The sequence below is a fragment of the Streptomyces sp. NPDC107546 genome, assembly GCF_055639175.1.
Genome location: NZ_JBVKBA010000013.1, coordinates 1 through 25,893 on the forward strand (window position 1 = coordinate 1; position 25,893 = coordinate 25,893).

Sequence of the window (25,893 nt, forward strand, 5' to 3'; positions counted from 1 at the left end):
TGAACTGCTGGACCGGCACCTGCACCACCTGCCACCAACCCCTGCCCAGCAGAGCCACGCCAAGATCAAGAAAGACCTAACGGAGTCCTACTAGTACGGGAGTTCATGGCAGGCCGAGACGTATGCGACGAAGAGATGGTCGGTCGCGGTACAGCAGCGAAGTAGAGCCGCAGCAACCGACCAGGACCGGCAGTGCCTCTGAGGGGCCTCGCGGCGACCTCCGTGACCGTCGTTGACCGATCTTTATAGAGCTACGGATCAGAAGGTGATGGCCCCGGCCCGATCCCCAGGGCATCACGTCTCCGGGTCCCAGCGTTCCGGCCCTACTCCGCGCCAGTCGATCCACGGGGTCCCTGCCACCTCCGCCGGGTCGATCTCCAGCCCGGCCCGGCGCAGGAACTCCGCGACGTCGACCACGCTGTGGGCCAGGCCGAGGGTCTCGCCGTCCACGCGTACGCGCCGACCTCCCGTGGGCGACGGCGGATGCACGATCACGCGAATCGCGCCGGACATGCCTTCAGGATCATCCGGCGCATGCGGCCCCGCATTCCAGCGCGTCATCGATGAAGCCGCTCGCTCACGTCCCCGTCCGAGCGTCCCAGATCACGCAGTTCCCGCCACGCCGCAGGGCCCGGGCGCTGCTGCTGCCAGTAGGGATGAAAGAAGAGCTGAGCCGACAGCCGGTACAGATGCCGGCGCAACTCGGTACAGCCGGGCCGCTCGGCAAGCTGCCGGTAGGTGGCACTCCACTCCTGCTGTGCCTGGGCGAGGTCGTCGGGAAACGGTCGCATGACCGAATTCAAGCATGTGTTCGATTTCTCAGGCCAGCAAAGATCCCGTGCCAGGTGACGGAGGACAGGCCCTGGGCACACCTCGGGCGGTACGGCTCGCCCCGACGCCGAACCGAGACCGCGGTGGCGAGTTGCCTTTGAGCGCTCACCTGGGCAGGAGCAAGGACCCGGCCGGTCGCCACCGTCTCAGTTTCCGTCTCATTCACCGCCGTTCGCGGACGTTCAGGCGAGACCAGCGGCCCACTCCCGCACACCGACCATCCGCCCATAGACCCAGGTGAACACCCCTGCACACACCGCAACACCCCACCACTGAGGCTTCGATGCAACAACGCTAAGGCGACGGGGGATGCACCAGCGTCGTTCGTCGAGGGACATAAAAGTCACCCTTCGAAGTGGTGACTGAACAGCTCAACGTGGCGATCGCTGCTCCTGATGTTGGATGGAGGTGCCCTCCCGCTTCGCGGTGGGGCAGGCGGTGGGGGTTGTCGCGGAGGGACGCACTGGCAGGGGCGTGAGGGGCGTGCAGACCGGGGCAGCCAGTCCGATGAGCTTGACCAGTCCTTCGCCGCCCGTCGGTGGGATGATCTTCGACCAGTTGTTGGCCACCCAGACGTTTCCGGAGGCGTCGATCTGAACGGCCGTAAGATGCTGGATCGCCTTGTTCTGGAAGCCCGTGCCAGGGGACAGGACGGTGCCGGCCGAGGCTCCCGCAGTGCAGGCGGCGGTGTTCACGCCGCACAGCAGCGACACTGAGGAGGCGCCGAATCCGGCGACCCACACGCGATCCGTACCGTCGACAGCGACCGACCAGGGGAAGACCGTCCTGGGCAGCTGATGCACGCCCGCGACGGTGCCGTTGGGTTGGATCTGAGTGATGGCGCTGCTGAAGAAGTTCGCCACCCAGGCGTTGCCCTTTGAGTCCAGTGCGAGTCCGACGGGCGCTTGGAGGGAGCTGTCGTTGATGGAGGTGATGGGTTTGAAGTCGGGTCCGATGACGGTGACGCTGCCGCCGACTTTGCCGGGGCGCTTGCTTTCCATGATCTCGGTGAAGGAGAGGTGGCTGTTGGTGACCCAGGCCCGGCCGTAGGCGTCGATCTGGACGGCGAACGGATGGTTGAAGCTGCTGTCGGTGATGGTGATGGCCTTGGAGGGGTCGCCGTGCGGGTATACGACGACGCTGCCCTGGCCGGGTTTGCCCTTGAGACCGTAGGAGTTGGCGATCCACACGTTGCCCCGCTGGTCGACGGCGGTGCCCTGCGGGTGGTTGAGCCCGCCGTTCTTCCACCCGGTCGGGGGCGACAGCACGGCGCCGGTGGCTGAGTACTTCGACATGGCGTTGCCGCCGTAGCTGGGTATCCAGACGGAGCCGTCATGGTCGATCGCGATGCCCCACGCCCCGCCTTTCATGCCGCCGCCGCTGATGGGGCTACCGAAGGTGGGAATGCCTGTCGGGTCCTGGACGGTCACGAAGGGGTTGGGGTTCCGGGTACCGGGCAGCCAGTTGTTGCTCGCCCAGGCGTTGCCGTGGGCGTCGAAGGCGATGCGGCCGGGAGCGTAGAGGTCGCCTGCGGTGTGGCGTAGCGCCAGGATCCAGGCCGTGGGTGGTGCGGTGAGGGCGGGAGTGAAGACGTTCGCCTCACGGGCCAGGGCGTAGAGGTCGGCCGGAGACAGTGTGGGGCTGTGGGCGAGGTTCCCGACCGCCTGCACGGTGTCGGCCGCAGCCGCGTTTCCTGGTGGTGTAGCCAGCCGAAGGACCTGGTCGCAGCGCGGGTTGTCCGCCGTGCACAGGGAGATGAGGTTGGCGAGCGTATCCAGTGTGGCGAGTGTCTGGCTGTTGGCGCTGTCGGCCGTCACCGCCGCTGCGGGCTTGCCGGTGACCGGGTCGGCGAGGGTGAAGGCTGTCGCCGCGGCGTTCTGCAGTCCCGGGCTCGGTCCGGTGATGCCGCGCTGGTCGCCGAACTGGGCCAGGGCGTAGGCCGTGGCGATCGTGGTCAGTTCGTTGACGGTCACCGTGTTCACAGTCCGCTGGGGCACACCGCCGCCGACGCCCAGCCCGACGACCGAACGCAGCCGGAATCTGCGCGCTGCCGTCGAAGCCGCCTCGACGTACACGACTCCGTCAGCGGGCTGGGCATAGGTGATGGTGAAGGAGCCGCTCGCATCGGTCGTTGCGCGGCCCAGCTCTCTGACTCCTGACCGCGATCCGGCGAAGAGCGTCACGTGCGCACCGCGCAGCGGCCGTCCCGCGCCGTTGACCATGCCGTGCAACGGGCCCGGTGGGGCGCCGGGTGACGCCGCGGGAGTGGTCACTGTTCCCAGGGCGACGGCGACGGCGACGGCGGCGGAGGCCGCTGCCGCGGTGGCCGCCGCCCACGGCACCGGACCCGTCCGTATTCGTGCGCGGCTCACTTTCGCGAAGACCGGTCTGAGCGGATGTATGTCTGAGATGCGCATCATGGAAACCGTTCGCCGTAGGTGGTCGGACTGGGGTGCGGAGCCGTAAGGGGGTTGTGGTCGTCGGCGACTCCGGTGACAGCCGGGGCCGGCACCGGTCCGCTGTGCGGGTGGATGGGGCTCAGGTCTCTTCGGCCTCGGCCGGGCCGGGGCCGCGTTCCAGAACTCGAAGCACGAACCATCCGACCCTGAACCCGAACAGCCAGACGACCCCCAGATACAGGCCCGGACCGACTTGCCGCATCTCGTCGCGCACTCCCCGGGCGACCAGGGACGTCCTTGAGTAGTCGATGACGACACACTCCCGGTCGTCCAGCAGGCTCGGGCCTGTATAGACCTGCGCCACGATGGCGAGCACGTCGAAGGAGGTCATCCGATTGCTCAGGTAGCCGTTCGGGGCGAAGACCTTGCCCCGCCACACGGCCGTGCGCACGAGCGCCGCCAATGGTCGGGCGACCCGACTGCCGCCCCATCGGACAATGCCAGTGCCCTGCAGCGGGCCATTCGGGATGTCACCGGGCGAACTTTCGCGGAAGAGCTCCACCAGCCCGGCATCGCCGGCTTTGAGCAGATCCGCCTCAGTGAGTGCCACGATCACCCTCCTTGCCGCCTTCAGACCGTCGGTCAGGCTCACGGCTGCCGCATTCCCGACTCCGCCGATGGGGCCGGTCAGGGAGATACGCAGCTTGGGTGGCACCGCAGCGGGACTCCGGCTGCCCGTCGGCGATCGTGTGGCTTCGCGCCCCCTGCACGCGAAGCGGGCCTGTGCAGGACCCATCCTCGATGCGTGATCCAGCTGCCAACTCTCACCCTGGATCCTGCAAACGCGAATCTCCACTGCTGCTCGGCCGAACGGGAAGAAGCTTAGAGTTCCTAACGAAAGGCCGGCCTCGCTCCTCGCACCCAGGCACCACCACACGACCGCCCGCTGTACAGGCGAGCCGCGGACGGTTGCTGTACAGCAGCGATTTGGGAGCCCTACGACCTCACCGCCGACACTCTTGTCGTCCTCCCCGAGGGGGGACCGCACGCCGGAGCGGGGGGTCGTGAACCGCATGGCGGCGATCGGCGTCACCGTCAGCCATGCTGTGGAACAGCCGGAGCCACGACAGGCGACCGCCGAGGAAGCCTCACTTCTGGGCATCCAGAAGGCGGCACTCGTCACGCATATCCGGCGGACGTACTACAGCGACGACGGGCGGCCCGTGGAGACGGCGGAATCGCGGCGCCCGCGGCTCACTGCGAGATCGTCTACGAGATCCCGATCAATCGGTAGGCGCACGCCTCGCGGGGACGGGCTACGGCAGTGCGCTGGGTGCGTCGACGTCCTCAAGCGGCGAGCGGTCATCCCTGCGATCACGCAGTAGTAGCGGAGCCCCCGGATGTGAGCTGCCGAGTGATCACCTCTGGGCCGTCTCTGGGCCGTGCGAGGCCGCCCGAGGCCGCCCGAGGCCGACCAATGGCGACCGACAGTGACAGGCGAGTCTCAGTCGTCCATCACAAAGACCCAGGTCAGAGCCGCCCAGCCATACGCGTTTCCGCCTACGGCTGGCGGTACGGCAAGATGGGGTGTATCTGCCCACTGCCTGATTTCAAGCTGCCGGACGGTTTCTCTTGGCTGAGTTCATTTACACCATGCGCAAGGCGCGCAAGGCGCACGGCGACAAGGTGATTCTCGACGACGTCACCCTGAGCTTCCTCCCGGGTGCCAAGATCGGCGTCGTCGGTCCGAACGGTGCCGGCAAGTCGACCGTGCTGAAGATCATGGCGGGGCTGGAGCAGCCGTCCAACGGTGACGCCTTCCTCTCGCCCGGCTACAGCGTCGGCATCCTCCTCCAGGAGCCTCCGCTCAACGAGGAGAAGACCGTCCTGGAGAACGTCCAGGAGGGTGTCGCCGAGATCAAGGGCAAGCTCGACCGGTTCAACGAGATCGCCGAGCAGATGGCGGTCGAGTACACCGACGAGCTGATGGAGGAGATGGGCAAGCTCCAGGAGGACCTCGACCACGCCAACGCGTGGGACCTGGACTCCCAGCTGGAGCAGGCCATGGACGCGCTGGGCTGCCCGCCCGGCGACTGGCCCGTCACCACCCTCTCCGGTGGTGAGCGCCGCCGTGTCGCGCTCTGCAAGCTCCTCCTCGAGCAGCCCGACCTGCTGCTGCTCGACGAGCCCACCAACCACCTCGACGCCGAGTCCGTGAACTGGCTGGAGCAGCACCTGGCCAAGTACGAGGGCACCGTCGTGGCGATCACCCACGACCGGTACTTCCTGGACAACGTCGCCGAGTGGATCCTCGAGCTGGACCGCGGCCGCGCCTACCCCTACCAGGGCAACTACTCCACCTACCTGGAGACCAAGGCCACCCGCCTCAAGGTCGAGGGCCAGAAGGACGCCAAGCGGCAGAAGCGCCTGAAGGAAGAGCTCGAGTGGGTGCGGTCGAACGCCAAGGGGCGGCAGGCCAAGTCCAAGGCGCGTCTGGCCCGCTACGAGGAGATGGCCGCCGAGGCCGAGAAGATGCGGAAGCTGGACTTCGAGGAGATCCAGATCCCGCCGGGCCCGCGCCTGGGCAGCGTCGTGGTCGAGGTCGACGACCTGCACAAGGCCTTCGGGGAGAAGATCCTCGTGGACGGGCTTTCGTTCACGCTGCCGCGTAACGGCATCGTGGGTGTCATCGGCCCGAACGGCGCCGGCAAGACCACCCTGTTCAAGATGATCCAGGGGCTGGAGACGCCGGACTCCGGTGACATCAAGGTCGGCGAGACCGTCAAGATCTCCTACGTCGACCAGAGCCGCGCCAACATCGACCCGAAGAAGACGCTGTGGGAGGTCGTCTCCGACGGGCTCGACTACATCAACGTCGGGCAGGTCGAGATGCCGTCCCGGGCGTATGTCTCCGCCTTCGGCTTCAAGGGGCCGGACCAGCAGAAGCCCGCCGGTGTCCTCTCCGGCGGTGAGCGCAACCGCCTCAACCTCGCGCTCACCCTGAAGCAGGGCGGCAACCTGCTGCTCCTCGACGAGCCGACCAACGACCTCGACGTGGAGACGCTGTCGTCGCTCGAGAACGCGCTGCTCGAGTTCCCCGGCTGCGCCGTCGTCGTCTCCCACGACCGGTGGTTCCTCGACCGTGTGGCCACCCACATCCTCGCCTACGAGGGCGAGTCCAAGTGGTTCTGGTTCGAGGGCAACTTCGAGTCGTACGAGAAGAACAAGATCGAGCGGCTCGGCCCGGACGCGGCCCGTCCGCACCGTGCCACCTACCGGAAGCTGACCCGGGGCTGATCTTGCGGCACATCTACCGCTGCCCACTGCGCTGGGCGGACATGGACGCATACGGCCACGTCAACAACGCGGTGTTCCTCAGCTACCTGGAGGAAGCCCGGATCGACTTCCTGAGCCGCCCGGACAAGCAGTTCAGGCAGGGATCCGTAGTGGCACGCCACGAGATCGACTACAAGCGGCAGCTCGTCCACCGGCCCGAGCCGGTGGACATCGAGCTGTGGGTGACCGAGATCAAGGCGGCGTCCTTCACGGTCGCCTACGAGGTCAAGGACGGCGACCAGGTCTGCGTCCGGGCCTCGACGGTGGTCGTGCCGTTCGACTTCGAGGCACAGCGGCCCCGCCGGATCACGGCGGAGGAGCGCGCGTTCCTCGAGGACTACCGGGACGACGAGGAGGAGGCCGTCGCCGCATGACGGTGCTCCACCTCGCCGACGACGGGGAGGCGGCGGACCTGGCCGCCTTCCTGGCCCGGCTGCTCCACTACGACCGCGGCGCCGCGGTACGTCTGCAGGCGACCGGGACGACGCTGGCGGTCTTCGGGCGGCCGCCGTCGTTCGAGGTGCTCGCGGTCCGCGCGGTGCGGCTCGCCAAGCCGTACGAGGACGGGCTGGAGGTCCAGCTCGATGTGACCGTGTCGGCGGGTGAACTCCTTGAGTCCGTCGACGAGTCGGCGGCCACGGCGGCGGTGCCTGCCACCGTCACCGGGCCGCCCTGGGCGGGGGTCCTGCCGCCGCGCGCCGGATGGCGGCCCGAGCCGGGGCTTGTGGCGCCCGACGCGCTGCGGGCGACCGTGGCGGCGGCGGTGGCCGAGTTCAGGTCCCGTACGGAGGAGCTGCCGGCCGAGCGGCGCACCCGTGCCGAACTCGACCGCATCGGCCGGGAGATCTGGTCCCGCACGGTGGGGGGCACCGGGCTGCCGGTGCGGGCCGTGCACGCGGCGCAGTCGCTGGGCTTCCTGCGCCCGGCCCCGCAGGCGTCCACCGGGGAACCGGTCGCGCTGCTCTCCTCCGGCGCGTGGCTCCGGCTGCGCACGCCGTACGGGTCGATCGCCGTGCGCAGGGCCGGACTGGGCGCGCTGAACGTCAGCGTCCGCTGATCCGAGGGGTCACCCCGGGGTGTTCACCATCGTCGCGGCGGCGTACGTCAGGTAGTTCCACAGCGTGGTCTCGTGCTCCTCGGAGAGGCCGAGTTCCTCCACCGCGACCCGCATGTGCTTCAGCCAGGCGTCGTGCGCGGCCTGGTTCACGGCGAACGGGGCGTGGCGCATGCGCAGACGGGGATGGCCGCGCTGCTCGCTGTACGTCGTCGGGCCGCCCCAGTACTGGATCAGGAACAGGACGAGGCGCTCTTCTGCCGGGCCCAGGTCCTCTTCGGGGTACATGGGCCGCAGGATCGGGTCCTCGGCGACTCCCTCGTAGAAACGGTGGACCAGGCGGCGGAAGGTCTCCTCACCGCCGACCTGCTCGTAGAAGGTCTGCTCCTGAAGCGTGCCGCGCCGAATCTCTTTCACACGCTCCATGCTCTCAGACACGCCGACCGAGGACGCAAGGCTTAGGACCAGGGGGCCAGTGGGGCGGATTCCGGATCCGGCGCGCGGCGTGCTCGCCTCGGGACTGTGTGCCGCAGCACAGTGGAGGTATGGCCACGCACGCTCTCGACCAGGATCTGGAGAACCTCGCCGCGTCGGCACGGGCGGAACTCGTGCGGGAGATCGACACGAGCGGCGCCTGGAGCGCGGATCCCGTGTGGCGGGAGGCGTTCGAGGCGGTGCCGCGCCATCTCTTCGTGCCGTACTACTACATCGGCGTCAGGGGCGGCTACGAACGCCGATGGTGCGGCGACCCCGACCCGGAGCGCAGGGAACAGTGGCTGCGCGGCGCGTACACCGACACCCCGCTGGCCACCCGTGTGCGCGACGGCGAGCTGGTCTCCTCCAGCAGTCAGCCCTCCCTGATGGCGGAGATGCTGACCGAGCTGGGGGTCGAGGACGGGCACGCCGTACTGGAGATCGGCGCAGGCACCGGCTACAACGCGGCCCTGCTCGCCCACCGCCTCGGCGACGACCGGGTCACCACCATCGACCTGGACCCGGAGATCACCGAGTCCGCCCGGCAGCACCTGGCGGCCGCTGGACACCACCCGGCCGTGGTCACGGGCGACGGCGCGCGCGGCGTACCGGAACGCGCACCCTTCGACCGGGTCATCGCGACCTGCTCGCTGTGTTCGATCCCGGGCGCCTGGCTCGCGCAGTGCGCTCCGGGCTCGCGCATCCTCATGCCGTTCGCGACCGGGCTGATCGCCCTGCGGGTACGGGACGCGGGGCACGCCGAGGGGCGTTTCCTGCGTACGCCCGCCTTCTTCGTGCCGTTGCGCGGGGGCACCCGTGCCGAACCGGAACCGCGGGATCTGGGCGGCCTGCCGCAGCGGGCGCGCGGCAGCGACCGGTTCCGTTTCCTGCTCGCCCTGACGCTGGACAGCCTCGATCCGTACGAGGCGTACACGCTGTGGGAGCGTGAGGAACAGCCCGGGCGGGAGCGGTACGGCATCACGGTCGGCGGTGACCGCTCCTGGGCGTGGCTGGACGACCCGGAGGGGCCGTACGCCTGGCCCCTCCCCTGATCGTCGCTTCTTTCAGCCCTTTTCAGCCCCGCCGGACGGTGATCGTCGTCCAGGCGCCCACGTGCACCCGGTCCCCGTCCTGCAGGGGCACCGGCACGAAGGGCTGGATGGGCTCCTCGGAGCCGTTGACCGTGGTGCCGTTGGTGGAGTTCTGGTCGACGATCGCCCAGGACCCGTCCGGCTGGTGCACCAGCACCGCGTGCTGGTGCGAGACGCCCGGGTCCTCCGGCGGCACCGACAGGTCGATGTCGGGGGTGTCGCCGGTGGAGTGGCGGCGGCGGCCGATGGTGACCTGGTTGCCGGTGAGCGTGCGCTGCTGCTCCGGGGAGTACGCGGGCAGGTTGAGGCCCGCGGCCTCCGGGCCGGAGCGTTGCATCATCGCCATGAAGTACTCGCGGTCCGGACCGATGGTCGCGGTCCAGGTCGCCGGCTGCTGCTCGTACGGGCGCGGCGGGGCCTGGGTGGCACCGGGCTGCGGGTAGCCGTATGCACCGCCCTGACCGCCACCGGGGCCACCGGGGCCACCCGGGCCCCCGGGACCGCCCGGGCCGCCCGGCGCCGGGGCGGACGACGGCGGTGAGATCACCCAGTCGTCGTCACCGCCGCCGAAGGACGGACCGCCCGACTGCGGCGGAGCGGGGGGCGGGAAGCCCTGGGTCGGCGGCGGGGGAGGCGGCGGGCCGGGCCGCTGGAAGGCGGAGGGCGGTGTGCCCTGCGGGAAGCCCGACGGGGCACCCGGAGCCGTGGTCTGCGGACCACGGGACGCGCCGGGACCGCCCGGACCGCCGGGACCGCCCGGACCACCGGGCGTGGGCCCGGGCGGCGGCGGAACCGGACGCGAGGGATCGGCGCCGAAGCCGGGCGGACCCGCGGGACCGGACGGGCGTGAGGCGTCCGGGCCGAACCGCGTCGGCCCGGACGGCTCGCTGCCGAACGGCGGCGGCGGAATCGGTTCGGCAGGCCGGTTGACCTGCGACGGCCGGGACCTCTCGTAGTCGTACGAGTCCGGGCCGGGCCCGCTCGGTCCGCCCTGCTGGAAGTGCGGCGGCAGACCCGGCGCCGGCGTGCGCGGGGCGGCGGGGGTGTACGAGGTCGCCGTGTTGGTCAGGAAGTTCCACCGGCACTCCTCGCAGAACGGGGCGCCGCCCTCCCGGGGTGTACGGCACTGCGGGCACAGCTCCGGCTCGGAATCCGGTACGGCGGACAGCGGGCGTCCCCCCGGGCGGCCGCCCGGGCCCGGAGGCGGCGGGGGCGAACCCGGCGGCGGGAAGCCGTAACCGGCGGCGGGCGGCGGCGGAGGCGGCGGGGGCACGGCACCGGCCATACGGTGACCGCAGACCTCGCACCAGTCGTCGGAACCCGACTGGTGTCCGTTCGGGCAGGTCGGCATGTCGGCGCGTCCCCCTCTCCTTCTTCCGGCCACCGGGACCGGCGTGGTTCTCCAACCCCTGGGGGTCGGGCTGGCTGTTATGTCACTTCTTTACACGAACAGTCTTTGTGGACCGTGTCTCGAGTGTCATCTCGTCGGCCTCTGCGACCTTCGCCTTCAGTCGCACAGTACCTGTCGCGGCATCGACCACGTCCACCACCTTCGCAAGCAGTTTCGCAGTATCCGCGTTCCCTGAGGCATTCGCGAGCTGAACGGCGCGGCCCAGCTTGGCCGTTGCGCCATCGAAATCGCCCTCTTTGCGCAGATCCAGCCCCTGTTGGATGACTTGGGCGAGTTCGGCCTGCCCTGTGTAGTGCGCGACCTGGGGGTTGATGGACGTGGACGCCGTCATGTCGTCGGTCCACACGGCTCGTACGAGCCCCTGGGCACCCAGGCGCTGGGCACTTCCTCCCCCACTCGCGGCCACGCTCGAGCGGGAGGTGCCCCCAGCCTCGGGTATGACCAACGACACGCGCGCGGCCAGCATCTCCTGGCCGATGTTCGCGGGCGGGACCTGCACGCAGACGTGGTAGTCGCGGGACTCGTCGCCCCAGGAGCCGGTGGGGTAGTCCCCGGCGCGCGGACCCGCCTCGATCCGCCGGGCGGTCAGGTCCTCGACGGTGGGCGCCACCTGCTTGACGAATGTGATCTCCGTGCCGACGGGTGTCCACAGCCGCAGCGCGACGTCCGCGACCTCCTTGCCCATGGCCGTCTCCATCATCTGTGTGAAGTCGGCGGCGAGAGCGGCCGGGTCGGCGACGATGTCGGCGGTGCCGAGCAGCGCCGAGGCGATCCCGGTGACCTCCTTGACCTCCCAGTCGGTGCCCACTCCCCGCGCGTCGCAGGTGAACCGGCCGGCGCAGGCGTCCAGCGTGGCCTTCAACGCGTCGGGGGACTCGTGCTCGTTGCGGCCGTCGGTGAGCAGGATGCCGTGGCGTATGGAGACGTCCGCCGAGGAGAGCAGCCGGTCCGCGAGCCGCAGCCAGGTGCCGATCGCGGTGCCACCGCCCGCGCTCAGCCGGCGCAACGCCTGCTTGGCCTGGCCGCGGGTGGTCGCGTCGGCGACCGCGAGCCGCCCGCCGCCCGGGTAGACCTCCTTGGCCACGTGGGTGCCGCCGATCACCGCGAAGTGCACGCCGTCGCGCAGGGTGTCGATGGCGGCGGAGGTCGCCTCGCGCGCGTTGCGCATCTTGGTCGGCGGATAGTCCATCGACCCGGAGCAGTCGACCATGATCGCCACCGCCGCGTCCGGGGCCTGCCCCGGCGCGTAGAGGTGGGGTGTCGTGACGGCGCCTCCGATCGTGCCGCCACCCGTCGCCGTCACCGTGACGATGGCGTTGACCTCGCGGCCCCCCTCCGGCAGGTACTCGTTCTGGTAGACGTCCACCGAGAACTGCGGCACGTTCAACTTCGAGAAATTGGCCATGGCCGTATCGGATCCCCCTTGAGAACCCACCGCGGTGGGTGATGACTGATGGCGGACCGGTCCCCTCCGGTCCTGGGCCCTGCCGTCGAACTCCCCACGACAGGCCCCGGGGCCGACCCCCGCCGGCCCCGGGCGCCTCCGGGGGCACCCTCACGGTGCCCCCGGCACACCTCTCAGGCGGATCCTGCCCCCTGCGGCAGTGCCGGGAACGGGAGGACCGCCACTGTTACGTTGTCGTGCCCGCCGCCGTCCAGGGCGTGGCCCAGCAGTACCCGGGCGGCGTGCAGCGGGCGGAGCCCGGCGTCGAGCGGCACGACCTCGGCCATCTCCTCGGCGGCCTCCGCGTAGTTCCACAGCCCGTCGGTGCACACCACCACGACACCCGGCCGGTCCGGCTTGAACGACGCGGTGTGCGGGTCCAGTTCGTAGGCGTCCGCGCCGAGCCAGCCCGTGATCGCGTGGGCACGCTCGTCGGCGTACGCCTGGGCCTCGCTCATCAGGCCCGCAGCGACCATCTGCGCGGCCCAGGAGTCGTCCTCGGTGAGCCGGGCCGGCGGCGCGGCGCGGTCCACCGGGACCCAGTAGACGCGGCTGTCGCCGACCCAGCCGACGACGAGCAGACTCGCGGTGACGACGGCGCCGACCAGGGTGCACGCGGGCGCGTTCTGGTGCGGGGCGTGCTCCTGGGCCGTCTCGGGCTCGGCGGCCAGGGAGTTGACGGCGTGCGAGGCGGCGACGATCGCGTCGTGCATGGCCTGCTGCGGGTGCGTGCCGCGCGGCAGGGCGTCGAGGAGCGCCTCGCTCGCCGCCCGGGCGGCGGCCAGAGAGGCGTCGTCGGGGCGGGTCGCCGAGGACACGCCGTCGCAGACGATCGCGACGACCGCGGGCGAGCCGTCGGGCAGCGCGGTTGCGGAGACCGCGAAGGCGTCCTCGTTGCGGTGGTGGCGCAGACCGCGGTCGCTGACCGCCGCGACCGCGCCCAACTCCTGCTCCAGGTGGTCGCGTTCACGGGGCTGGGCATGGCCGCAGTTCTCGCAGTAGCCGTCGCTGTCCACGGTGCCCGCGCGGCAGGCCACGCAGACCGTCGTGCCGGCGGGAGGCGTGGACGGCACGGCGGTGCGCGGGTCGACCGGCTGAGGCGGGGGTCCGACCTGCTCATGGGGGTCCCCCCGCTCGAGCGAAGCCGAGAGCGGGGGAGAAGTCGAGAGCTCGGGGGAGGCGAGGTGGTAGTCGTCGGGTTCCGCGGGACGGTCGAACCGCACGCCCCTCCCGGCGGGCGTTCCGGGCGGCTCCGCGCCGCCCGGGTCCGTGCCCGGCAGGTCGGTCGGCAGGTGCACCGGTGCGGGCGCCTGAGGGCCGCCCGCCGGAGAAGCGGTCGGCCAGTCCACCGGGGGCGCCTGCGAAGAGGGCCGCGGCACGGTGCCGTTCATGGTCAGCGTCGGGGGGTCGGACGGCGGGGAGGGCACCACCGACAGGTCGTACCCGCAGGCACCGCAGTAGAGGTCGCCCGACTCCAGGGGCTCCTCACAGCTGGGGCACCGCGAAAGCGCCGTCGACCGGGGCATCTGCGACATCGATCACACCCACGTCCGGGGGCGGTAACGGTTTGCACGTTCCACCAGGTCGATCCTCTCCTCGCCGCCCTGTGCGAGTCTGGCCAGCGTCCGGTACGAGCGCTCCAGACCGAAGCGCAGGCCGCGCTCGTCCAGGTCGCTGCCGAGCAGCGCCCGCCCGTCGGCCGCGGGCGGCGCGGAGCCCTGGCCACCGGAGAGTACCCAGTCCAGCGCACAGCCCAGGACCTCTGTGGACAACTGCTCGCGCCGCACGGCGTCCAGGCCGTACGCCTCCAGCGCCTGCACCTGTCCCGCGGCGGCCACCAGGTCGTCCAGGAAGGCCGGGTCCGGTCCCCGGCCGGTGCGCTGCCGCAGCCGCGCCCGGACGGCGGCGACGCGGGCGGCGGTGTAGTGGATGGACGCCTCCGGCACGGACTCCAGGGTACGCACGGCGCCCTGGCGGTCACCGGCGGCGAACTGGACGCGGGCCAGACCGAACGCCGCGCTGACGTAGCTCGGGTCGGTCGTCCAGACGAGGCGGTAGTACTCGGCGGCGTTGTCGAGCTGGCCGAGGACCTCCGCGCACAGGCCGAGGGCCAGCTTGGGCGCGGGCTCGCCGGGGAAGGCGTCGTAGACCGCGTCGAAGGAGAGCGCGGCGGCCTCGTGGTCACCCGTGACGAGAGCGGTGACGCCCCGGTACCACACGACCCGCCAGTCGTCGGCGTGGTCCGCCTCCAGGGCCGCGAGGGTCTGCCCGGCATCCGCCGTCTCGCCCATCTCCAGCCGGGCGCGCAGTTCGCGCAGCCGCAGCTCCGGGGAGGCGGCGGGTGCGGTCCGCAGAGCGACGACCAGCTCGGCGGGCGCGGAGGCCATGAGACCGGCCAGGAAACCGGCGTTGGGGTCGCCGGGGTCGACATGCGGAACGGGCAGCGCGAGCGCGGCGGCAGGGGCGTCGACCGGCTTGACGACGGCGGGGGTGCCGGCGGGGGTGCCGGCGGCGGCCGCGCCCCCCGTGCTCCCGGTCGCTCCCGGACCGGTACCGGCGGCGGGGGAGCCGGAGACGGCGGGGGCGGCGCCGGGAGGGGCGGCGAGCGGAGCGGCTACGACGGCGGGGGCGGACGCGGCCTCCCCGGTGCCGGAGCCCGGCGTGCCCGGCGTGGCGGGCAGCGCACCCCCGGCCGCTCGGCGCAGGCGGCGCGCCGGCACCACCCGTGCCCCCAGCCGCGACACCTCCCCGGGCTGCCTCGGGAACAACTCCGTGTCCGCGAGCTTGAGTTCCGGACCGAACAGCGTCGACAGCGCGGGCCTCGGACGGCCCGTCCGAAGCGCGACGACCTCGCGCAGCACCCCCGTCAGCTGCTCCGACATCTCCTGCGCGGACGCGAACCGGCGCGCGGGATCGGGGTCGGTGGCGCGGACCAGCAGCCGGTAGAAGGACTCGTACCGGCGGAACACCTCGATGGTGTCCGGGTCGGGCAGACAGTCCGCATAGGCGTTCGTGTAGCCCGGGAAGTCGAAGGTGAGCACCGCCAGGGTGCGCGCGACCGTGTAGAGGTCGGAGGCGACCGAGGGGCCGACCTCCGCGACCTCGGGCGCCTGGTAGCCGACCGTGCCGTAGATGGCCGACTCGTCGTCGTCCATCCTGCGCACCGCGCCCATGTCGATCAGCTTGAGCTGGTCCTCGGTCTGGATGGCGTTGTCGACCTTGAAGTCGCAGTACAGCAGGTTCCGGCTGTGCAGATGGCCGAGCGCCTCCAGCGCCTCGATGCCGTACGCGCACGCCTGCTCCACCGGCAGCGGATCGCGTCGCCCGTCCGGTGCGCGTCGCTCGTTGGCGATCTCCTTGAGCGACTTGCCGCCGACGTACTCCATGACGATGTAGCCGTCGAGCGAGCCCGTGCGCTGGTCCAGGTGCTCGACGAAGTTGTAGATCCGCACGATGTTGGCGTGCTCGATCTCCGCGAGGAAGCGCCGCTCGGAGATCGCCGCGGCCATCGCGTCCTGGTCGCCGGTGTCCAGCAGGCCCTTGAGGACCACCCACCGGTCGGAGACGGCACGGTCGACCGCCAGGTAGATCCAGCCGAGCCCGCCGTGCGCCAGGCAGCCCACGACCTCGTACTGGCCGTGCACGATGTCGCCGGCCTTCAGCTTCGGGACGAACGAATAGGGGTGGCCGCACTTGGTGCAGAAGCCCTCCGTGCGCCCGGGCCGGTCACCGCGCGACCGCCCCACCGGGGCCCCGCAGTCGGAGCGCGAGCAGAACCGCTTGCGCTCGGGCACCTCCGCGCGCTCCAGCACCATGGCGCGCGGGTCGGGCCGCGGCACCGCCGGGACCTGCACCAGGCCCAGGCCGAGCCGGCTGCGACCGGAACTCCCGGCCGTGGAGCCGGAGCTGCGCACCGACACCGAGCGGCTGGTGGACTTCCCGGACAGCCGGCCCGACACCGAGCGCCGCGACTGTGACGACCGCCGGGACTGCGACGACCGCGACGACGCCCCGGAACCGGGCCGCGCGCCGCCGGTCCCCGAGCCCTGGGAGCCCTTGCCGTCCGCGGCGCCCCCCGCGGGCGGCGAGCCCTCCGCGCCCTTCGCCGAGACGACCGGTGCGAGCCCGCACGTGTCGCAGTACAGCTCGCCGCCGCCCACGTCCTCGTACGACCCCTCGCAGCCGGGCCGCTGGCACGTCCGCCCCGCCTGGCTCATGCCTCCCCCCTCCGGTCGACCGGTGCGCCCGGCTCGGGCACGCGCGCGCCGAACAGTTCCGCGGCCGCCCGCTGGTAGCGCAGCACCGCCTGCTCGGCGGCCCTCAGGTCGCAGGGTGCGCTCCACAGCATGCGGCGGGCCGTGTCGTACCGCTCGACCAGCAGCGGGTCCTCAGCCAGGCCGTGCCGGGCCACCTTCGCCTTGTACGCGTCGAGGCGGCCGCGCAGCTCGGCGCGGACCGCGAGCGGCGCGGTGACCGCCGTCAGCGACTCGCGGGCGCGCTGGAGTTCGTCCTCCGCCCTCTGCTCCAGCGAGTCCAGGAGGGGCGAGAGGCGGTGCCACTGGGCGTGCCTGCGGTACTCGGCGGCCGTCGCCAACTGCTCCTGCAGCGCGGTGGGCGGGCCGCTGACCGCGGGCACCTCCGAGGCGGCGATCTTCGCCAGCACCTCACCGCGCGCGCTGCGGGCCTCGGCCAGGGTGCGGTCCGCGCGGCTGAGCAGGTCGCGCAGCCTGACGAGCCGCTTCTCCGCGTCCTGACGTACCGTCAGCACCGCGTCGATCTCCCGGCGTACGTCCTCCAGGGCGCGCGCCTGGCGGTCGTACACCGTGGTGTCCGGCCTGCCGCCGCCGGGCGCCGAACTCCCCTGGGCCGGGACCCAGTACGCCAGCGGGTCGGAGACCACCTGCTCGCGCAGCCTGGTCAGGGTGCGGGTGATGCGCTCCAGGTCGTCGCCCGCCGGATGCTCGCCGGGGCGTACGCCCACCGAGTGGGCGAGCTGACGCGTGCGCTGCAACTCCGCGGCCAGTAAATCGATCCGGGCGGGCAGCGCCGACCACACGGCGTCGGCGGCGACGACCATGTCCAGGGAGGACGCGTACAGGTCGTTCATCCGGTCCACGAGCTGTTCCAGGGTGAACTGCTCGCTGAGCCGGCCGGTGCCCGCCAGGGTCGGCGCGTTCGCCGTCGCCGTGGCACCGCCCGCGACGGTGACGCTCGGGCCGCGCAGCAGTTCGGTCAGCTCGGCCAGGTCCTCGCGGCTCGACCAGCGTCTGCGGGAGCGGATCTCCCGCGCGGTGCGCAGCGTGTCCGTGTAGGCGTCGAAGTACGCCCACAGCAGGGTGATCGACGCCTCCGCCGACGCCCACCGCTCCTTGGTGACGCCGGTCAGTTCGGCGCCCTCGAGGAGTCTGCGGCCCGCGTGGTCCTGCAGGGCGAGGAGCGAGGTCTCTATGGCCTCGTGCTCCGCACCGAGCCGCGCCAGCGCACGGTCCACCTCGTCCCGGTCCAGCACCGGCCCGGTGGGTCCCGTGACGCCCATCGATCACCTCTCGCTCTCGTCGTTCCCCGCGCGCGTGTCCGGTGCGCCGGGGCAACTCTCCAGTGGTATCAGGTCGGTTGCGCCGGTTCAGGTGGAAGGCGGCTGTGACGGCGTCGAGTCCTTGCCCAGCGTCTGGGACAGCCACCTGGTGTACGAGGCCTGCCAGCCGTTCCTGCGGTAGTCCTCGAGCGCCTGGTTGACCCGGCGTACCAGATCCTTGTCATCCTTGTTCATCGCCACGCCGTAGTACTCGGTCGTGAAGGGCTTCCCCTTGAGTTCGACGGTCGGGTCCTGGGCGGCCTGGCTCGCGGCGAGCGCGCCGTCGGTGACCACCGCGTCGACCTCGCCGAGTTGCAGTTTCACCAGGCAGTCGAGCTGGTTGGGGACGGTGGTGGAGATGTCGGCGGACGCGGCGAGCCGGCCGGACTTCCTGTCCTCGGTCAGCTTCGCGCCCGCGGTCGAACCCTGGGCCGAGCAGATCCTCCTGCCGGCGAGCGAGGTGTCATAGCCCGTGATCGGGGACGTCTTGGGCGCAAGGACCTGCTGGCCGGTCGTGAAGTACGGCTCGGAGAAGGAGACGTCCGCCAGCCGGGCGCAGGTGATCGTCATGGTGCGCACCACCATGTCCACCTGGTGGTTCTTGATCGCCGGGATGCGCTGGTTGGTGGGGATGGCGTGGAAGCGGACGGCGTCCGGGCTGCCGATGATCTGCCGGGCGATCTCGCGGGCGAGGTCGATGTCGAAGCCCTCGAGGTCGCTGCCCTTGGTGTTGGGGTCGCGGTAGCCCCAGTGGTAGCTGTTCTGGTCGACGCCCACCGAGAGATAGCCGCGCTGTTTGATGGCCGTGACCGCCGGGCCGCTCTCGTCGCTCGACGGCGGCGGGCTCATCCGCTCCGGGTGGCCTCCGCAGGAGTCGTCCTTGGCCTGTGTGGCCCTGGCGAGGCCCGGGCCACCGGTGCCCGTCTGGCCGTTCCCGTGCGGGTGGGTCATCGGCAGCAGCAGCGCGAGGACCAGGGAGAGCGCGCAGGCGACGAGCATCCCCGCCACGCCGCCCCAGCCCCTCAGGCTCGCCCGCAGACGCCGTGCGATCATCGCCGCTCCCCCTCTCACCGGTACTCCGACAGCCTGCGCCCGATGCCGAGCACCACGCCGGACGCGCCCAGCACGGCGAGGACGGCCGCGCCCAGCGGGAGCCCGGTCATGGCGTCCCGTCCGTCGCTCGCCGCCTGCACGAACTCACTCTCCTCGTGGTTCAGCGCCTTCGCCAGGTTCGCGTCCACGCTGTCGAAGCACTCGCCGGTGGGCTGGTCCGCCCGGGATCCGATGATCTTGTTCAGGGCCGCCTGGTAGTTGCCGTCGTCGTCGGCCGCCCGGGCCTGCCTGTGACGCTCCTGCCACACCTTCATGTTGCCGGTGGCGGCCTTCACGGGCTGCTCGCCCGCTTGGTCGTCGGCGAGGGAGGTCGCCTTGGCGAGGCTCGTGCCGAGTGCGTCCATGTCCTGCTGGAACGCGTAGTCGTAGACGTCCTCGACCGCCCCGCTCGGCAGCTTCTTGGTCTCGGCGCCGCGGCTGACCAGGGTGAGGTTCTCGTTGCCGCGCGCGTTCAGGGACGCGATACGGGCGTCGTGCAGCACGTTCAGCGAGCGGATGCCGTGTGCGTACGAGGAGTTCAGGCCCGCGCGGGCGACGCTGTGGCCGGCGACCAGCCACAGCAGGACGATCGCGGATGCGGCCGTGGCGGCGACCAGACCGTGGTTGAGCACCCGGTTGGTCCGCAGGTAGTGGCGGCGCTGCGCCCAGCCGAGGGCGGCGAGCGCGAGGACGCCGAGGGCCAGGGCGAACCAGGGGTACGGGGTCGCGTCCGCGTAGTCGGAGCGCAGCCGCTGGTTCTCCTTGGTGTACAGGTCCTGGGCGGCCGGCAGCATCTCCTGCTGCATCTTCTCGTTCGCCGCCCGCAGATAGGCGCCGCCGACCGGGAAGCCCTGGCGGTTGTTGGCGCGGGCACGCTCGATGAGGCCCTTGTACTCCGGGAGCAGCGTGTTGAGCTTGGTGATGGTGGCCGCGGAGGGGGAGCCGGGCTCGGCGTTGGCCGCGGCGGTGACCAGCTTGGCGGCGGCCGTCCGGATGTCCTTCTCGTACCGGAGGGTGGTCGCGGCGGGTTCCTGGCCGCCCGCCAGGAAGCCGCTGGAGGCCGCGGTGTTGGCGTCGGCGAGGGAGCGGTAGATGTCGGCGGCTCCGGCGCTGAGCGGCTGGCTGCGGTGCAGTACGTCGTCGGCGGCGCCCGCGCGGTCGGTCATCTGCCAGGCGGCGACGGCGCCGAAGGAGACGACGAGCAGGGCGAGGACGGCGCCGATGACGCGGAGCCGGCCGGGCTCGGTGGCGGCGGCGGCGCGCAGGCGGTCGGCGCCCTCGGCGAAGGCGGTGCGGCGGGGTGCGAGGGGCGTCGCCGGTGGGGCGACGCCCTGCTGCAGCTGTGTCACCTGACCTCCCCCTTGGCCACCCGTCGCGGCAAGTATCGCCGCGGGGGGTGCTGTCCGCACAGGGCTTTGGGTGATCTTGTTGCTGAGCTGTGCCGTTGTGTTGCCCCCCACTCTTGAATACGCGACGTGAGGGTGTTCGGTTCCCGGGGGTGGGGTGGGGTGGGCCGGGGGGAGGTTGCGCAACCCGGCGCCAACGGGGTGCTTTCCCCAAGCTCCTCGAGCAGGGGGTACCCCAGCGCCCACCTGTGCCGCCCTGGAGGTCCCCCAGGCCGTCAAGGCTCTGGGGGAGGCACGACTGCCCGCGGCTACGGCGGCTGCGGCAGCCACAGCGGCAGTGGGCAGTGGGCAGTGGGCAGTGGGCAGTGGGCTACGCCCCCTCGTAGTACCCCCGTACCCGTTCCTGGGCCTCGCGCGGTGCGTCCTCGTGGTCCAGGCCCAGCAGTGCGGCTCCCAGGACCGGACGGGCCGTGACCACCTGGGGGACCGCCTTCGGGGCCTTCGACGCCAGGAGGTCCCTTACCGCGTCGTCCAGTTGGGGGTGCTGGGCCGCCAGGATGCTGCCGCCCAGTACGACCGGGGTCTCCTCCTCCAGGAGGTCCAGCCGCCTGAGCGCCACCGTCGCCATAGTGACGACCTCCTCCGCCAACCGGTCCACGACCGCGCGGGCCACCGGGTCGCCCTCCTCGGCCGTCGTGAACAGCACGGGGGCCAGCTCGTGGCGCCGGTCGTGGGCGATGTGCCCCAGGTGCAGCGCCTCGATGAGCGCGTACATCGAGGCGAGGCCGAAGTGCGCCGGCAGTGTGCGTGCCAGGGCGGTCGGGCCGCCGCGGCCGTCCTCAGCGCGCGCCGCCCACCAAAGGGCCTCCTCCGCCAGGCCCCAACCGCCGCCCCAGTCACCGGAGACACGGCCGAGTGCGGGGAAGCGGGCGGTGCGTCCGTCGGGGCGCATGCCGACGCAGTTGATGCCGGCGCCGCAGACCACGGCGACGCCTCTCGGTTCGGCCACCCCGGCCCGGAGGATCGCGAACGTGTCGTTGCGCACCTCCACCGTCGTGCCCCACGCGCGCGCGTGCAGCGCGGCGGCCAGCTGTTCCTCCTCCACCGGCAGGTCGGCGTTGGCCAGACAGGCCGAGACATGCGCGACCGAGGCGACCCCCGCCGCCGCGCAGGCTTGCTCGACGGTTTCCGCCAGGGCGTCCACCGCCGTCTCCACGCCCACTGCCGGTGGCCTGAACCCCCCGCCCCGCGCGGTGCCGAGCACCTCGCCGTCGGCGGCCACCACGGCGACGTCGGTCTTGCTGTTGCCCGCGTCGATGGCGAGGACACTTGCGGTCAGGCCCACGCGAGGTGCTCCCGGTTGTGCGCGATCAGTCGGTCGGTGAGGGCGTCGGCGTAGTCGTACTGGCCGATCAGGGGGTGGCAGAGCAGGGCGCGGAAAACGCGGTCCCGGCCGCCGCGCAGGGCGGCGTCCAGGGCCAGCTCCTCGTACGCCGTCACGCTCGCCATCAGCCCCGCGTACAGCGGATCCACGGCCGGTACGGGCAGCGGTGACGGTCCGTGCGGGCCGACGGCCGCCTGTACCTCGATCACGGCGTCGTCCGGAAGGAAGGGCAGCGTGCCGTGGTTGTACGCGTTCACCACCTGGTACGGCGACCCGGATCCGCCGAGCAGCGCCGCCGCGAGGTCGACCGCGGCCTCCGAGTAGTGGGCGCCGCCCCGCCGGGCGAGCAGCGCCGGCTTCTCGTCGAGCGCCGGGTCGCCGTACATCTGGAGCAACTCCCGTTCCATGACGGCGACTTCGGTGGCGCGCGAGGTCTTCGTCCTCAGTTCCCGCACGACCTCGTCGTGCGCGTAGTAGTAGCGCAGGTAGTACGACGGGACCACGCCGAGCCGGTGCACCAGGCTCCGGGGCAGGCGCAGATCGGCGGCGATCGCCTCGCCGTGCTCGGTGAGCAGCTTGGGCAGCACGTTCTCGCCCTCGGGGCCGCCCAGGCGCACACCGGTCTCCCAGGTGAGATGGTTCAGTCCCACATGGTCCAGGTGCACATCGGCGGGTGTGACCCCGAGCAGCGCGGCGAACTTGCGCTGGAAGCCGATCGCCACGTTGCACAGCCCGACCGCCCGGTGGCCCTCCTGCAGCAGGGCGCGGGTGACGATGCCGACCGGGTTGGTGAAGTCGATGATCCAGGCCTTCGGGTTGGTGCGACGCACGTGTTCGGCGATGTCCAGGATCACCGGCACGGTACGCAGCGCCTTGGCGAGCCCGCCCGCGCCGGTCGTCTCCTGGCCGACACAGCCGCACTCCAGCGGCCAGGTCTCGTCCTGCTCCCGCGCCGCCTGGCCGCCGACGCGCAGCTGGAGCAGCACGGCGTCGGCCCCCTCGACCGCCTTGTCGAGGTCGCCGGTCGTGACGACGCGTCCGGGGTGCCCCTGCTTGGCGAAGATCCGCCGGGCCAGTCCGCCCACCAGCTCCAGGCGTTCGGCGGCCGGGTCGAGGAGGACCAGCTCCTCGACCGGCAGCGTGTCCCTCAGCCGTGCGAATCCGTCGATGAGTTCAGGCGTGTAGGTCGACCCTCCGCCGACCACGGTGAGTTTCATGTGTGGCTGACTAACCCTTCACTCCGGTGAGCGTGACACCTTCGACGAACGCCCGCTGGGCGAAGAAGAACACGAGGATCACGGGGGCCATGACCAGCACGGTCGCGGCCATGGTCAGGTTCCAGTCGGTGTGGTGCGCGCCCTTGAACGACTCCAGGCCGTAACTCAGCGTCCAGGCGCCCGGATTCTCGGAGGCGTAGATCTGCGGGCCGAAGTAGTCGTTCCAGGCGTAGAAGAACTGGAAGAGCGCGACGGCGGCGATGCCCGGCCGGGCCATGGGCAGCACGACCTTCAGCAGCGTCCGCAGGTCACCGCAGCCGTCGACCTTCGCGGCGTCCAGGTACTCGTTCGGGATGGTCATCAGGAACTGGCGCAGCAGGAAGATGGAGAACGCGTCGCCGAACGCCATCGGGATGATCAGCGGCCACAGCGTGCCCGCCAGATCCAGCTGCTTCGCCCAGAACAGGTACATCGGGATGATGATCACCTGCGGCGGCAGCATCATCATCGAGACCACCAGCATGAGGGACAGATTCCGGCCCCGGAAGCGGAACTTGGCGAGCGCGTACGCCACCGGTACGGACGACACGACGGTCAGGACGGTGCCGAGGCCGGCGTAGACCAGGGTGTTCTTCCACCAGGTGAGGAAGCCGGGGGTGGTGAGCACGCTCTTGTAGTTGCCCCACTCCCACGTGTGCGGGATCAGGTCGCGGCTGAGTGCCTGGCTGTCGCTCATCAGTGAGGTCAGGAACACGAACACGAAGGGCAGCGTGAAGAAGAGGGCGGCGGCCACGCCGAGGGAGTGGACCGCGACCCACTCCAGGGCGGCCCTGCGGCGGGCGGTGCGCGCGGCCGGCGAGACGGGCGCCCGCACCTGGACCGGCTTGTCGAGTACTTGGGTCATGGTCAGTCACCTGCCAGGTTGAGGCCGCCCCGGCGCCGCATCAGGAACGCGGTGAACACCATGGACAGGGCGAACAGCACGAGCGCGACCACACAGGCGGAGCCGTAGTCGAAGCGCTGGAAGCCGAGGTTGTAGACGAGCTGGGGCAGGGTGAGCGTGGACTTCTCGGGGTAGCCCGGCTCGAACTGCGTCCCGGCGCCCTGGATGACACCGGAGGCGACCTTTCCGGCGATCAGGGGCTGTGTGTAGTACTGCATGGTCTGGATCACCCCGGTGACAAGCGCGAACATCACGATCGGCGAGATGTTCGGCAGCGTCACGTACCGGAAACGCTGCCAGGCCGACGCGCCGTCCAGTTCGGCCGCCTCGTACTGCTCCTGCGGCACGTCGAGCAGGGCGGCCATGAAGATGACCATCAGGTCGCCGATGCCCCACAGGGCGAGCAGGGTGAGGGCGGGCTTGGACCAGGAAGGGTCGTTGAACCAGCCCGGTGCCGGGATGCCGATCTTCTCGAGGATCGAGTTGACCGGGCCCGTACCCGGATTGAGGAGGAAGGCGAACGCCATGGTGGCGGCGACGGGCGGGGCGAGGTAGGGCAGGTAGAACAGGGTGCGGAAGACGCCCGTACCCGTCTTGATCTTCGTGATCAGCAGTCCGACGCCGAGCCCGAAGACGACCCGCAGGCTGACCATGACGACGACCAGCCAGAGGGTGTTGCGGAGCGATGGCCAGAAGAACGGGTAGTCCTTGAAGACATACGTCCAGTTCTTCGTTCCGCTCCACGCCGGCGGACGGAAGCCGTCGTAGTGCATGAACGAGAAGTAGACCGTCGAGATCAGCGGGTACGCGAAGAAGACCGCGAAACCGATCAGCCAGGGAGACATGAAGGCGGCCGTCCGAAGCGCCGCCCTGCGACGCTTCGAGGCGAGGGTGATCGTGCTCATCGCTACTTCGCCTGCGCGATGTCCGTGTCGATCTGCTTGGCGGCGCTCTCCAGGCCCGCCCTGAGGTCCTTGACCTTGCCGCTCTCGTAGTCGTATCCGAGCTGCTGGATCGTCGTGAGGTACACGCCGCCGTTGACCGAGGCGGGCGTGGTCGTGGAGTCGGGGTTCGCGGCGATGTCCAGGAACGTCTTGAAGCGCGGGTCGAACTTCAGCTTCGGGGACTTCAGGGCCGCCAGGGTGGAGGGCACGTTGTGGATGGCGTTGGAGAAGTTCACCACCGCGTCCGTGTCGGTGGTCATGTACTTCACCAGCTCCCAGGCCGCGTTCTGCTTGGTGCTGGTGGCGGCGATGCCGGCGATCGTGCCGGTGATGTAGCCCTTGCCGTACTGGGAGGCCTGGTCGTCGGGGACGGGCAGCGGGGCGACCCCGACGTCGAAGTTCGGCTTGGCGTCCAGGGCCATGCCCAGACGCCACTCGCCGTCGAGCTGCATGGCGACCTGGCCGGTGTGGAAGGGATGCTTGGGACCCCATTCGTCACCGAGCTTCGAGCGGTACCTCTCCAGCTTCTGGTAGCCGCCGAGTTCGTCGACCAGCTTCTTCTGGAGCGTGAAGCCGGCGGTGAAGGCGGGGTCCTTGGCCAGGTTCGACTTGCCGTTCTTGTCGAAGTAGCCGGGGGAGAACTGCGCGAAGTAGTGCTCGATCGTGGTCTCCCAGCCGTGGTAGTCCGGCATGAACCCGAGCTGCTGGTAGCCGTCGCCGTCGGGGACGGTCAGCTTCTTGGCGTCGGTCTCGAATTCGGACCACGTCTTCGGCGGGGCCGTGATGCCCGCCTTCTTGAAGGCGGTCTTGTTGTAGTAGAGCCCGTATGCATCGCCCAGCAGCGGCGCCGTGCAGCGGTTGCCGTCGAACTGGGTGTACTCGTTCATCGCCTTCGGGAACGTCGTGGCCGGGTCGATGCCGGCCTTCTTGAAGAACGGGTTGAGGTCGACCAGGGCGCCGGAGGAGCAGAACTTGCCGACGTTGTTCGTGGTGAAGGACGAGATGACGTCGGGAGCCTTGTCGCCGCCGGTGCGCAGCGCCTGGTTGATCTTGTCGTCGGTCATGTTGGCGACGACGTTGACGTGGATGTTGGGGTGCGCCTTCTCGAAGCCGGCGATCAGCGCGTTCACGGCCTTGGTCTCGTTCGGCGCGCTCCAGGCGTGCCAGAAGTTGATGGTGGTCTCCTTGGACGCGTCGTCACTCGCGCCGGAGGAGGACTGGCCGGTACAGGCGGTGGTGAGGAGAGCGACCGAGGCGGTCAGGGCAAAGGCGACTTTTCGTACTGTTTCGGGCATGACGGGGTCTCCCTGGGACGGGTGGGGGCGTGGTTCGACCGGAGCGGGTGCCGGGGC

At 70.9% G+C, this 25,893-nt stretch carries 21 protein-coding genes and 1 pseudogene; 5 read left to right on the top strand and 17 right to left on the bottom strand.

Translation table 11 applies throughout. The features are described from left to right. Window positions 1-294: 294 nt before the first annotated feature. The 4 genes from ACZ7L1_RS20225 to ACZ7L1_RS20240 all read right to left on the bottom strand — a co-directional run bounded on the left by ACZ7L1_RS20225 (window position 295) and on the right by ACZ7L1_RS20240 (window position 3,882). Window positions 295-513, bottom strand: a complete 219-nt coding sequence (locus ACZ7L1_RS20225; RefSeq protein ID WP_471438898.1) for a hypothetical protein — start codon at window positions 511-513, stop codon at window positions 295-297. Window positions 514-557: 44 nt separating this feature from the next. Next, window positions 558-791 carry a hypothetical protein gene (locus tag ACZ7L1_RS20230; RefSeq protein WP_471438900.1) on the bottom strand — a complete coding sequence of 78 codons (234 nt, stop codon included), beginning with the start codon at window positions 789-791 and terminating at the stop codon, window positions 558-560. Between the two features lie 411 nt (window positions 792-1,202). Beyond that, a complete protein-coding gene (locus ACZ7L1_RS20235; protein WP_471438902.1) occupies window positions 1,203-3,173 on the bottom strand; it encodes an NHL repeat-containing protein in 1,971 nt (656 codons plus the stop codon). A gap of 196 nt (window positions 3,174-3,369) precedes the next feature. After that, entirely contained in the window at window positions 3,370-3,882 is a 513-nt protein-coding gene (locus ACZ7L1_RS20240) for a hypothetical protein (protein ID WP_471438904.1), read from the bottom strand. A 333-nt stretch (window positions 3,883-4,215) separates the two neighbouring features. On the opposite strand from ACZ7L1_RS20240, the pseudogene ACZ7L1_RS20245 reads away from it, so the two are divergent. The 4 genes and pseudogenes from ACZ7L1_RS20245 to ACZ7L1_RS20260 form a co-directional block, all read left to right on the top strand. Then, window positions 4,216-4,524 (top strand): annotated as a pseudogene (locus ACZ7L1_RS20245) (UTRA domain-containing protein); the annotation flags it as partial. Window positions 4,525-4,862: 338 nt separating this feature from the next. Beyond that, window positions 4,863-6,527 carry an energy-dependent translational throttle protein EttA gene (gene ettA / locus ACZ7L1_RS20250; RefSeq protein ID WP_471438906.1) on the top strand — a complete coding sequence of 555 codons (1,665 nt, stop codon included), beginning with the start codon at window positions 4,863-4,865 and terminating at the stop codon, window positions 6,525-6,527. A 2-nt stretch (window positions 6,528-6,529) separates the two neighbouring features. Continuing rightward, entirely contained in the window at window positions 6,530-6,940 is a 411-nt protein-coding gene (locus ACZ7L1_RS20255; protein ID WP_263229944.1) for an acyl-CoA thioesterase, read from the top strand. Beyond that, a complete protein-coding gene (locus ACZ7L1_RS20260) occupies window positions 6,937-7,623 on the top strand; it encodes a DUF8185 domain-containing protein (RefSeq protein WP_471438908.1) in 687 nt (228 codons plus the stop codon). The genes ACZ7L1_RS20255 and ACZ7L1_RS20260 overlap by 4 nt, the downstream gene beginning before the upstream one ends. Before the next feature lie 9 nt (window positions 7,624-7,632). Here the strand turns inward: ACZ7L1_RS20260 and ACZ7L1_RS20265 are convergent, their stop codons facing one another. Then, window positions 7,633-8,046: a globin gene (locus ACZ7L1_RS20265; RefSeq protein WP_471438910.1), complete on the bottom strand. Its 414-nt coding sequence runs from the start codon at window positions 8,044-8,046 to the stop codon at window positions 7,633-7,635. Between the two features lie 119 nt (window positions 8,047-8,165). On the opposite strand from ACZ7L1_RS20265, the gene ACZ7L1_RS20270 reads away from it, so the two are divergent. After that, window positions 8,166-9,146, top strand: coding sequence for a methyltransferase domain-containing protein (locus tag ACZ7L1_RS20270; RefSeq protein ID WP_471438912.1), 981 nt, complete (start codon window positions 8,166-8,168; stop codon window positions 9,144-9,146). A 22-nt stretch (window positions 9,147-9,168) separates the two neighbouring features. Here ACZ7L1_RS20270 and ACZ7L1_RS20275 read toward each other — a convergent pair whose 3' ends face one another. From ACZ7L1_RS20275 to ACZ7L1_RS20330, 12 genes are all read right to left on the bottom strand, one after another. After that, window positions 9,169-10,536 carry an FHA domain-containing protein gene (locus ACZ7L1_RS20275; RefSeq protein ID WP_471438914.1) on the bottom strand — a complete coding sequence of 456 codons (1,368 nt, stop codon included), beginning with the start codon at window positions 10,534-10,536 and terminating at the stop codon, window positions 9,169-9,171. Window positions 10,537-10,618: 82 nt separating this feature from the next. Beyond that, window positions 10,619-12,001 (bottom strand): vWA domain-containing protein, encoded by a 1,383-nt coding sequence (locus ACZ7L1_RS20280; RefSeq protein ID WP_471438916.1) that lies wholly within the window; start codon window positions 11,999-12,001, stop codon window positions 10,619-10,621. A 173-nt stretch (window positions 12,002-12,174) separates the two neighbouring features. Continuing rightward, a complete protein-coding gene (locus tag ACZ7L1_RS20285) occupies window positions 12,175-13,575 on the bottom strand; it encodes a protein phosphatase 2C domain-containing protein (protein WP_471438918.1) in 1,401 nt (466 codons plus the stop codon). 3 nt (window positions 13,576-13,578) lie between these two features. Then, on the bottom strand, window positions 13,579-16,257 hold the full coding sequence (locus ACZ7L1_RS20290) for a tetratricopeptide repeat protein (RefSeq protein WP_471438920.1): 2,679 nt from the start codon (window positions 16,255-16,257) through the stop codon (window positions 13,579-13,581). Continuing rightward, window positions 16,254-17,576 (bottom strand): hypothetical protein, encoded by a 1,323-nt coding sequence (locus ACZ7L1_RS20295; RefSeq protein WP_471438922.1) that lies wholly within the window; start codon window positions 17,574-17,576, stop codon window positions 16,254-16,256. The genes ACZ7L1_RS20290 and ACZ7L1_RS20295 overlap by 4 nt, the downstream gene beginning before the upstream one ends. Window positions 17,577-17,663: 87 nt before the next feature. Further along, complete coding sequence (locus tag ACZ7L1_RS20300; protein ID WP_471438924.1) at window positions 17,664-18,668, bottom strand: glutamate ABC transporter substrate-binding protein; 1,005 nt, start codon at window positions 18,666-18,668, stop codon at window positions 17,664-17,666. 14 nt (window positions 18,669-18,682) lie between these two features. After that, entirely contained in the window at window positions 18,683-20,056 is a 1,374-nt protein-coding gene (locus tag ACZ7L1_RS20305) for a hypothetical protein (RefSeq protein ID WP_471438926.1), read from the bottom strand. 367 nt (window positions 20,057-20,423) lie between these two features. Continuing rightward, window positions 20,424-21,398: an N-acetylglucosamine kinase gene (locus ACZ7L1_RS20310; protein WP_471438928.1), complete on the bottom strand. Its 975-nt coding sequence runs from the start codon at window positions 21,396-21,398 to the stop codon at window positions 20,424-20,426. Next, on the bottom strand, window positions 21,389-22,654 hold the full coding sequence (locus tag ACZ7L1_RS20315) for a 6-phospho-beta-glucosidase (protein WP_471438930.1): 1,266 nt from the start codon (window positions 22,652-22,654) through the stop codon (window positions 21,389-21,391). Before ACZ7L1_RS20315 ends, ACZ7L1_RS20310 begins: the two co-directional genes overlap by 10 nt. A 10-nt stretch (window positions 22,655-22,664) precedes the next feature. Further along, entirely contained in the window at window positions 22,665-23,558 is an 894-nt protein-coding gene (locus ACZ7L1_RS20320; RefSeq protein ID WP_471438932.1) for a carbohydrate ABC transporter permease, read from the bottom strand. 2 nt (window positions 23,559-23,560) lie between these two features. After that, the gene (locus tag ACZ7L1_RS20325) at window positions 23,561-24,502 is read right to left on the bottom strand and encodes a carbohydrate ABC transporter permease (RefSeq protein ID WP_471438934.1); all 942 of its coding nucleotides are present in this window, start codon (window positions 24,500-24,502) and stop codon (window positions 23,561-23,563) included. Between the two features lie 2 nt (window positions 24,503-24,504). Continuing rightward, window positions 24,505-25,836 carry an ABC transporter substrate-binding protein gene (locus ACZ7L1_RS20330; protein ID WP_471438936.1) on the bottom strand — a complete coding sequence of 444 codons (1,332 nt, stop codon included), beginning with the start codon at window positions 25,834-25,836 and terminating at the stop codon, window positions 24,505-24,507. Window positions 25,837-25,893: the final 57 nt, after the last annotated feature.

Coding starts and splice junctions, on each gene's coding strand:
- ACZ7L1_RS20225 (WP_471438898.1), bottom strand. CDS start 513: ATGTCCGGCGCGATTCGCGTGATCGTGCATCCGCCGTCGCCCACGGGA.
- ACZ7L1_RS20230 (WP_471438900.1), bottom strand. CDS start 791: ATGCGACCGTTTCCCGACGACCTCGCCCAGGCACAGCAGGAGTGGAGT.
- ACZ7L1_RS20260 (WP_471438908.1), top strand. CDS start 6,937: ATGACGGTGCTCCACCTCGCCGACGACGGGGAGGCGGCGGACCTGGCC.
- ACZ7L1_RS20265 (WP_471438910.1), bottom strand. CDS start 8,046: ATGGAGCGTGTGAAAGAGATTCGGCGCGGCACGCTTCAGGAGCAGACC.
- ACZ7L1_RS20270 (WP_471438912.1), top strand. CDS start 8,166: ATGGCCACGCACGCTCTCGACCAGGATCTGGAGAACCTCGCCGCGTCG.
- ACZ7L1_RS20275 (WP_471438914.1), bottom strand. CDS start 10,536: ATGCCGACCTGCCCGAACGGACACCAGTCGGGTTCCGACGACTGGTGC.
- ACZ7L1_RS20280 (WP_471438916.1), bottom strand. CDS start 12,001: ATGGCCAATTTCTCGAAGTTGAACGTGCCGCAGTTCTCGGTGGACGTC.
- ACZ7L1_RS20285 (WP_471438918.1), bottom strand. CDS start 13,575: ATGTCGCAGATGCCCCGGTCGACGGCGCTTTCGCGGTGCCCCAGCTGT.
- ACZ7L1_RS20290 (WP_471438920.1), bottom strand. CDS start 16,257: ATGAGCCAGGCGGGGCGGACGTGCCAGCGGCCCGGCTGCGAGGGGTCG.
- ACZ7L1_RS20295 (WP_471438922.1), bottom strand. CDS start 17,576: ATGGGCGTCACGGGACCCACCGGGCCGGTGCTGGACCGGGACGAGGTG.
- ACZ7L1_RS20300 (WP_471438924.1), bottom strand. CDS start 18,668: ATGATCGCACGGCGTCTGCGGGCGAGCCTGAGGGGCTGGGGCGGCGTG.
- ACZ7L1_RS20315 (WP_471438930.1), bottom strand. CDS start 22,654: ATGAAACTCACCGTGGTCGGCGGAGGGTCGACCTACACGCCTGAACTC.
- ACZ7L1_RS20320 (WP_471438932.1), bottom strand. CDS start 23,558: ATGACCCAAGTACTCGACAAGCCGGTCCAGGTGCGGGCGCCCGTCTCG.
- ACZ7L1_RS20325 (WP_471438934.1), bottom strand. CDS start 24,502: ATGAGCACGATCACCCTCGCCTCGAAGCGTCGCAGGGCGGCGCTTCGG.
- ACZ7L1_RS20330 (WP_471438936.1), bottom strand. CDS start 25,836: ATGCCCGAAACAGTACGAAAAGTCGCCTTTGCCCTGACCGCCTCGGTC.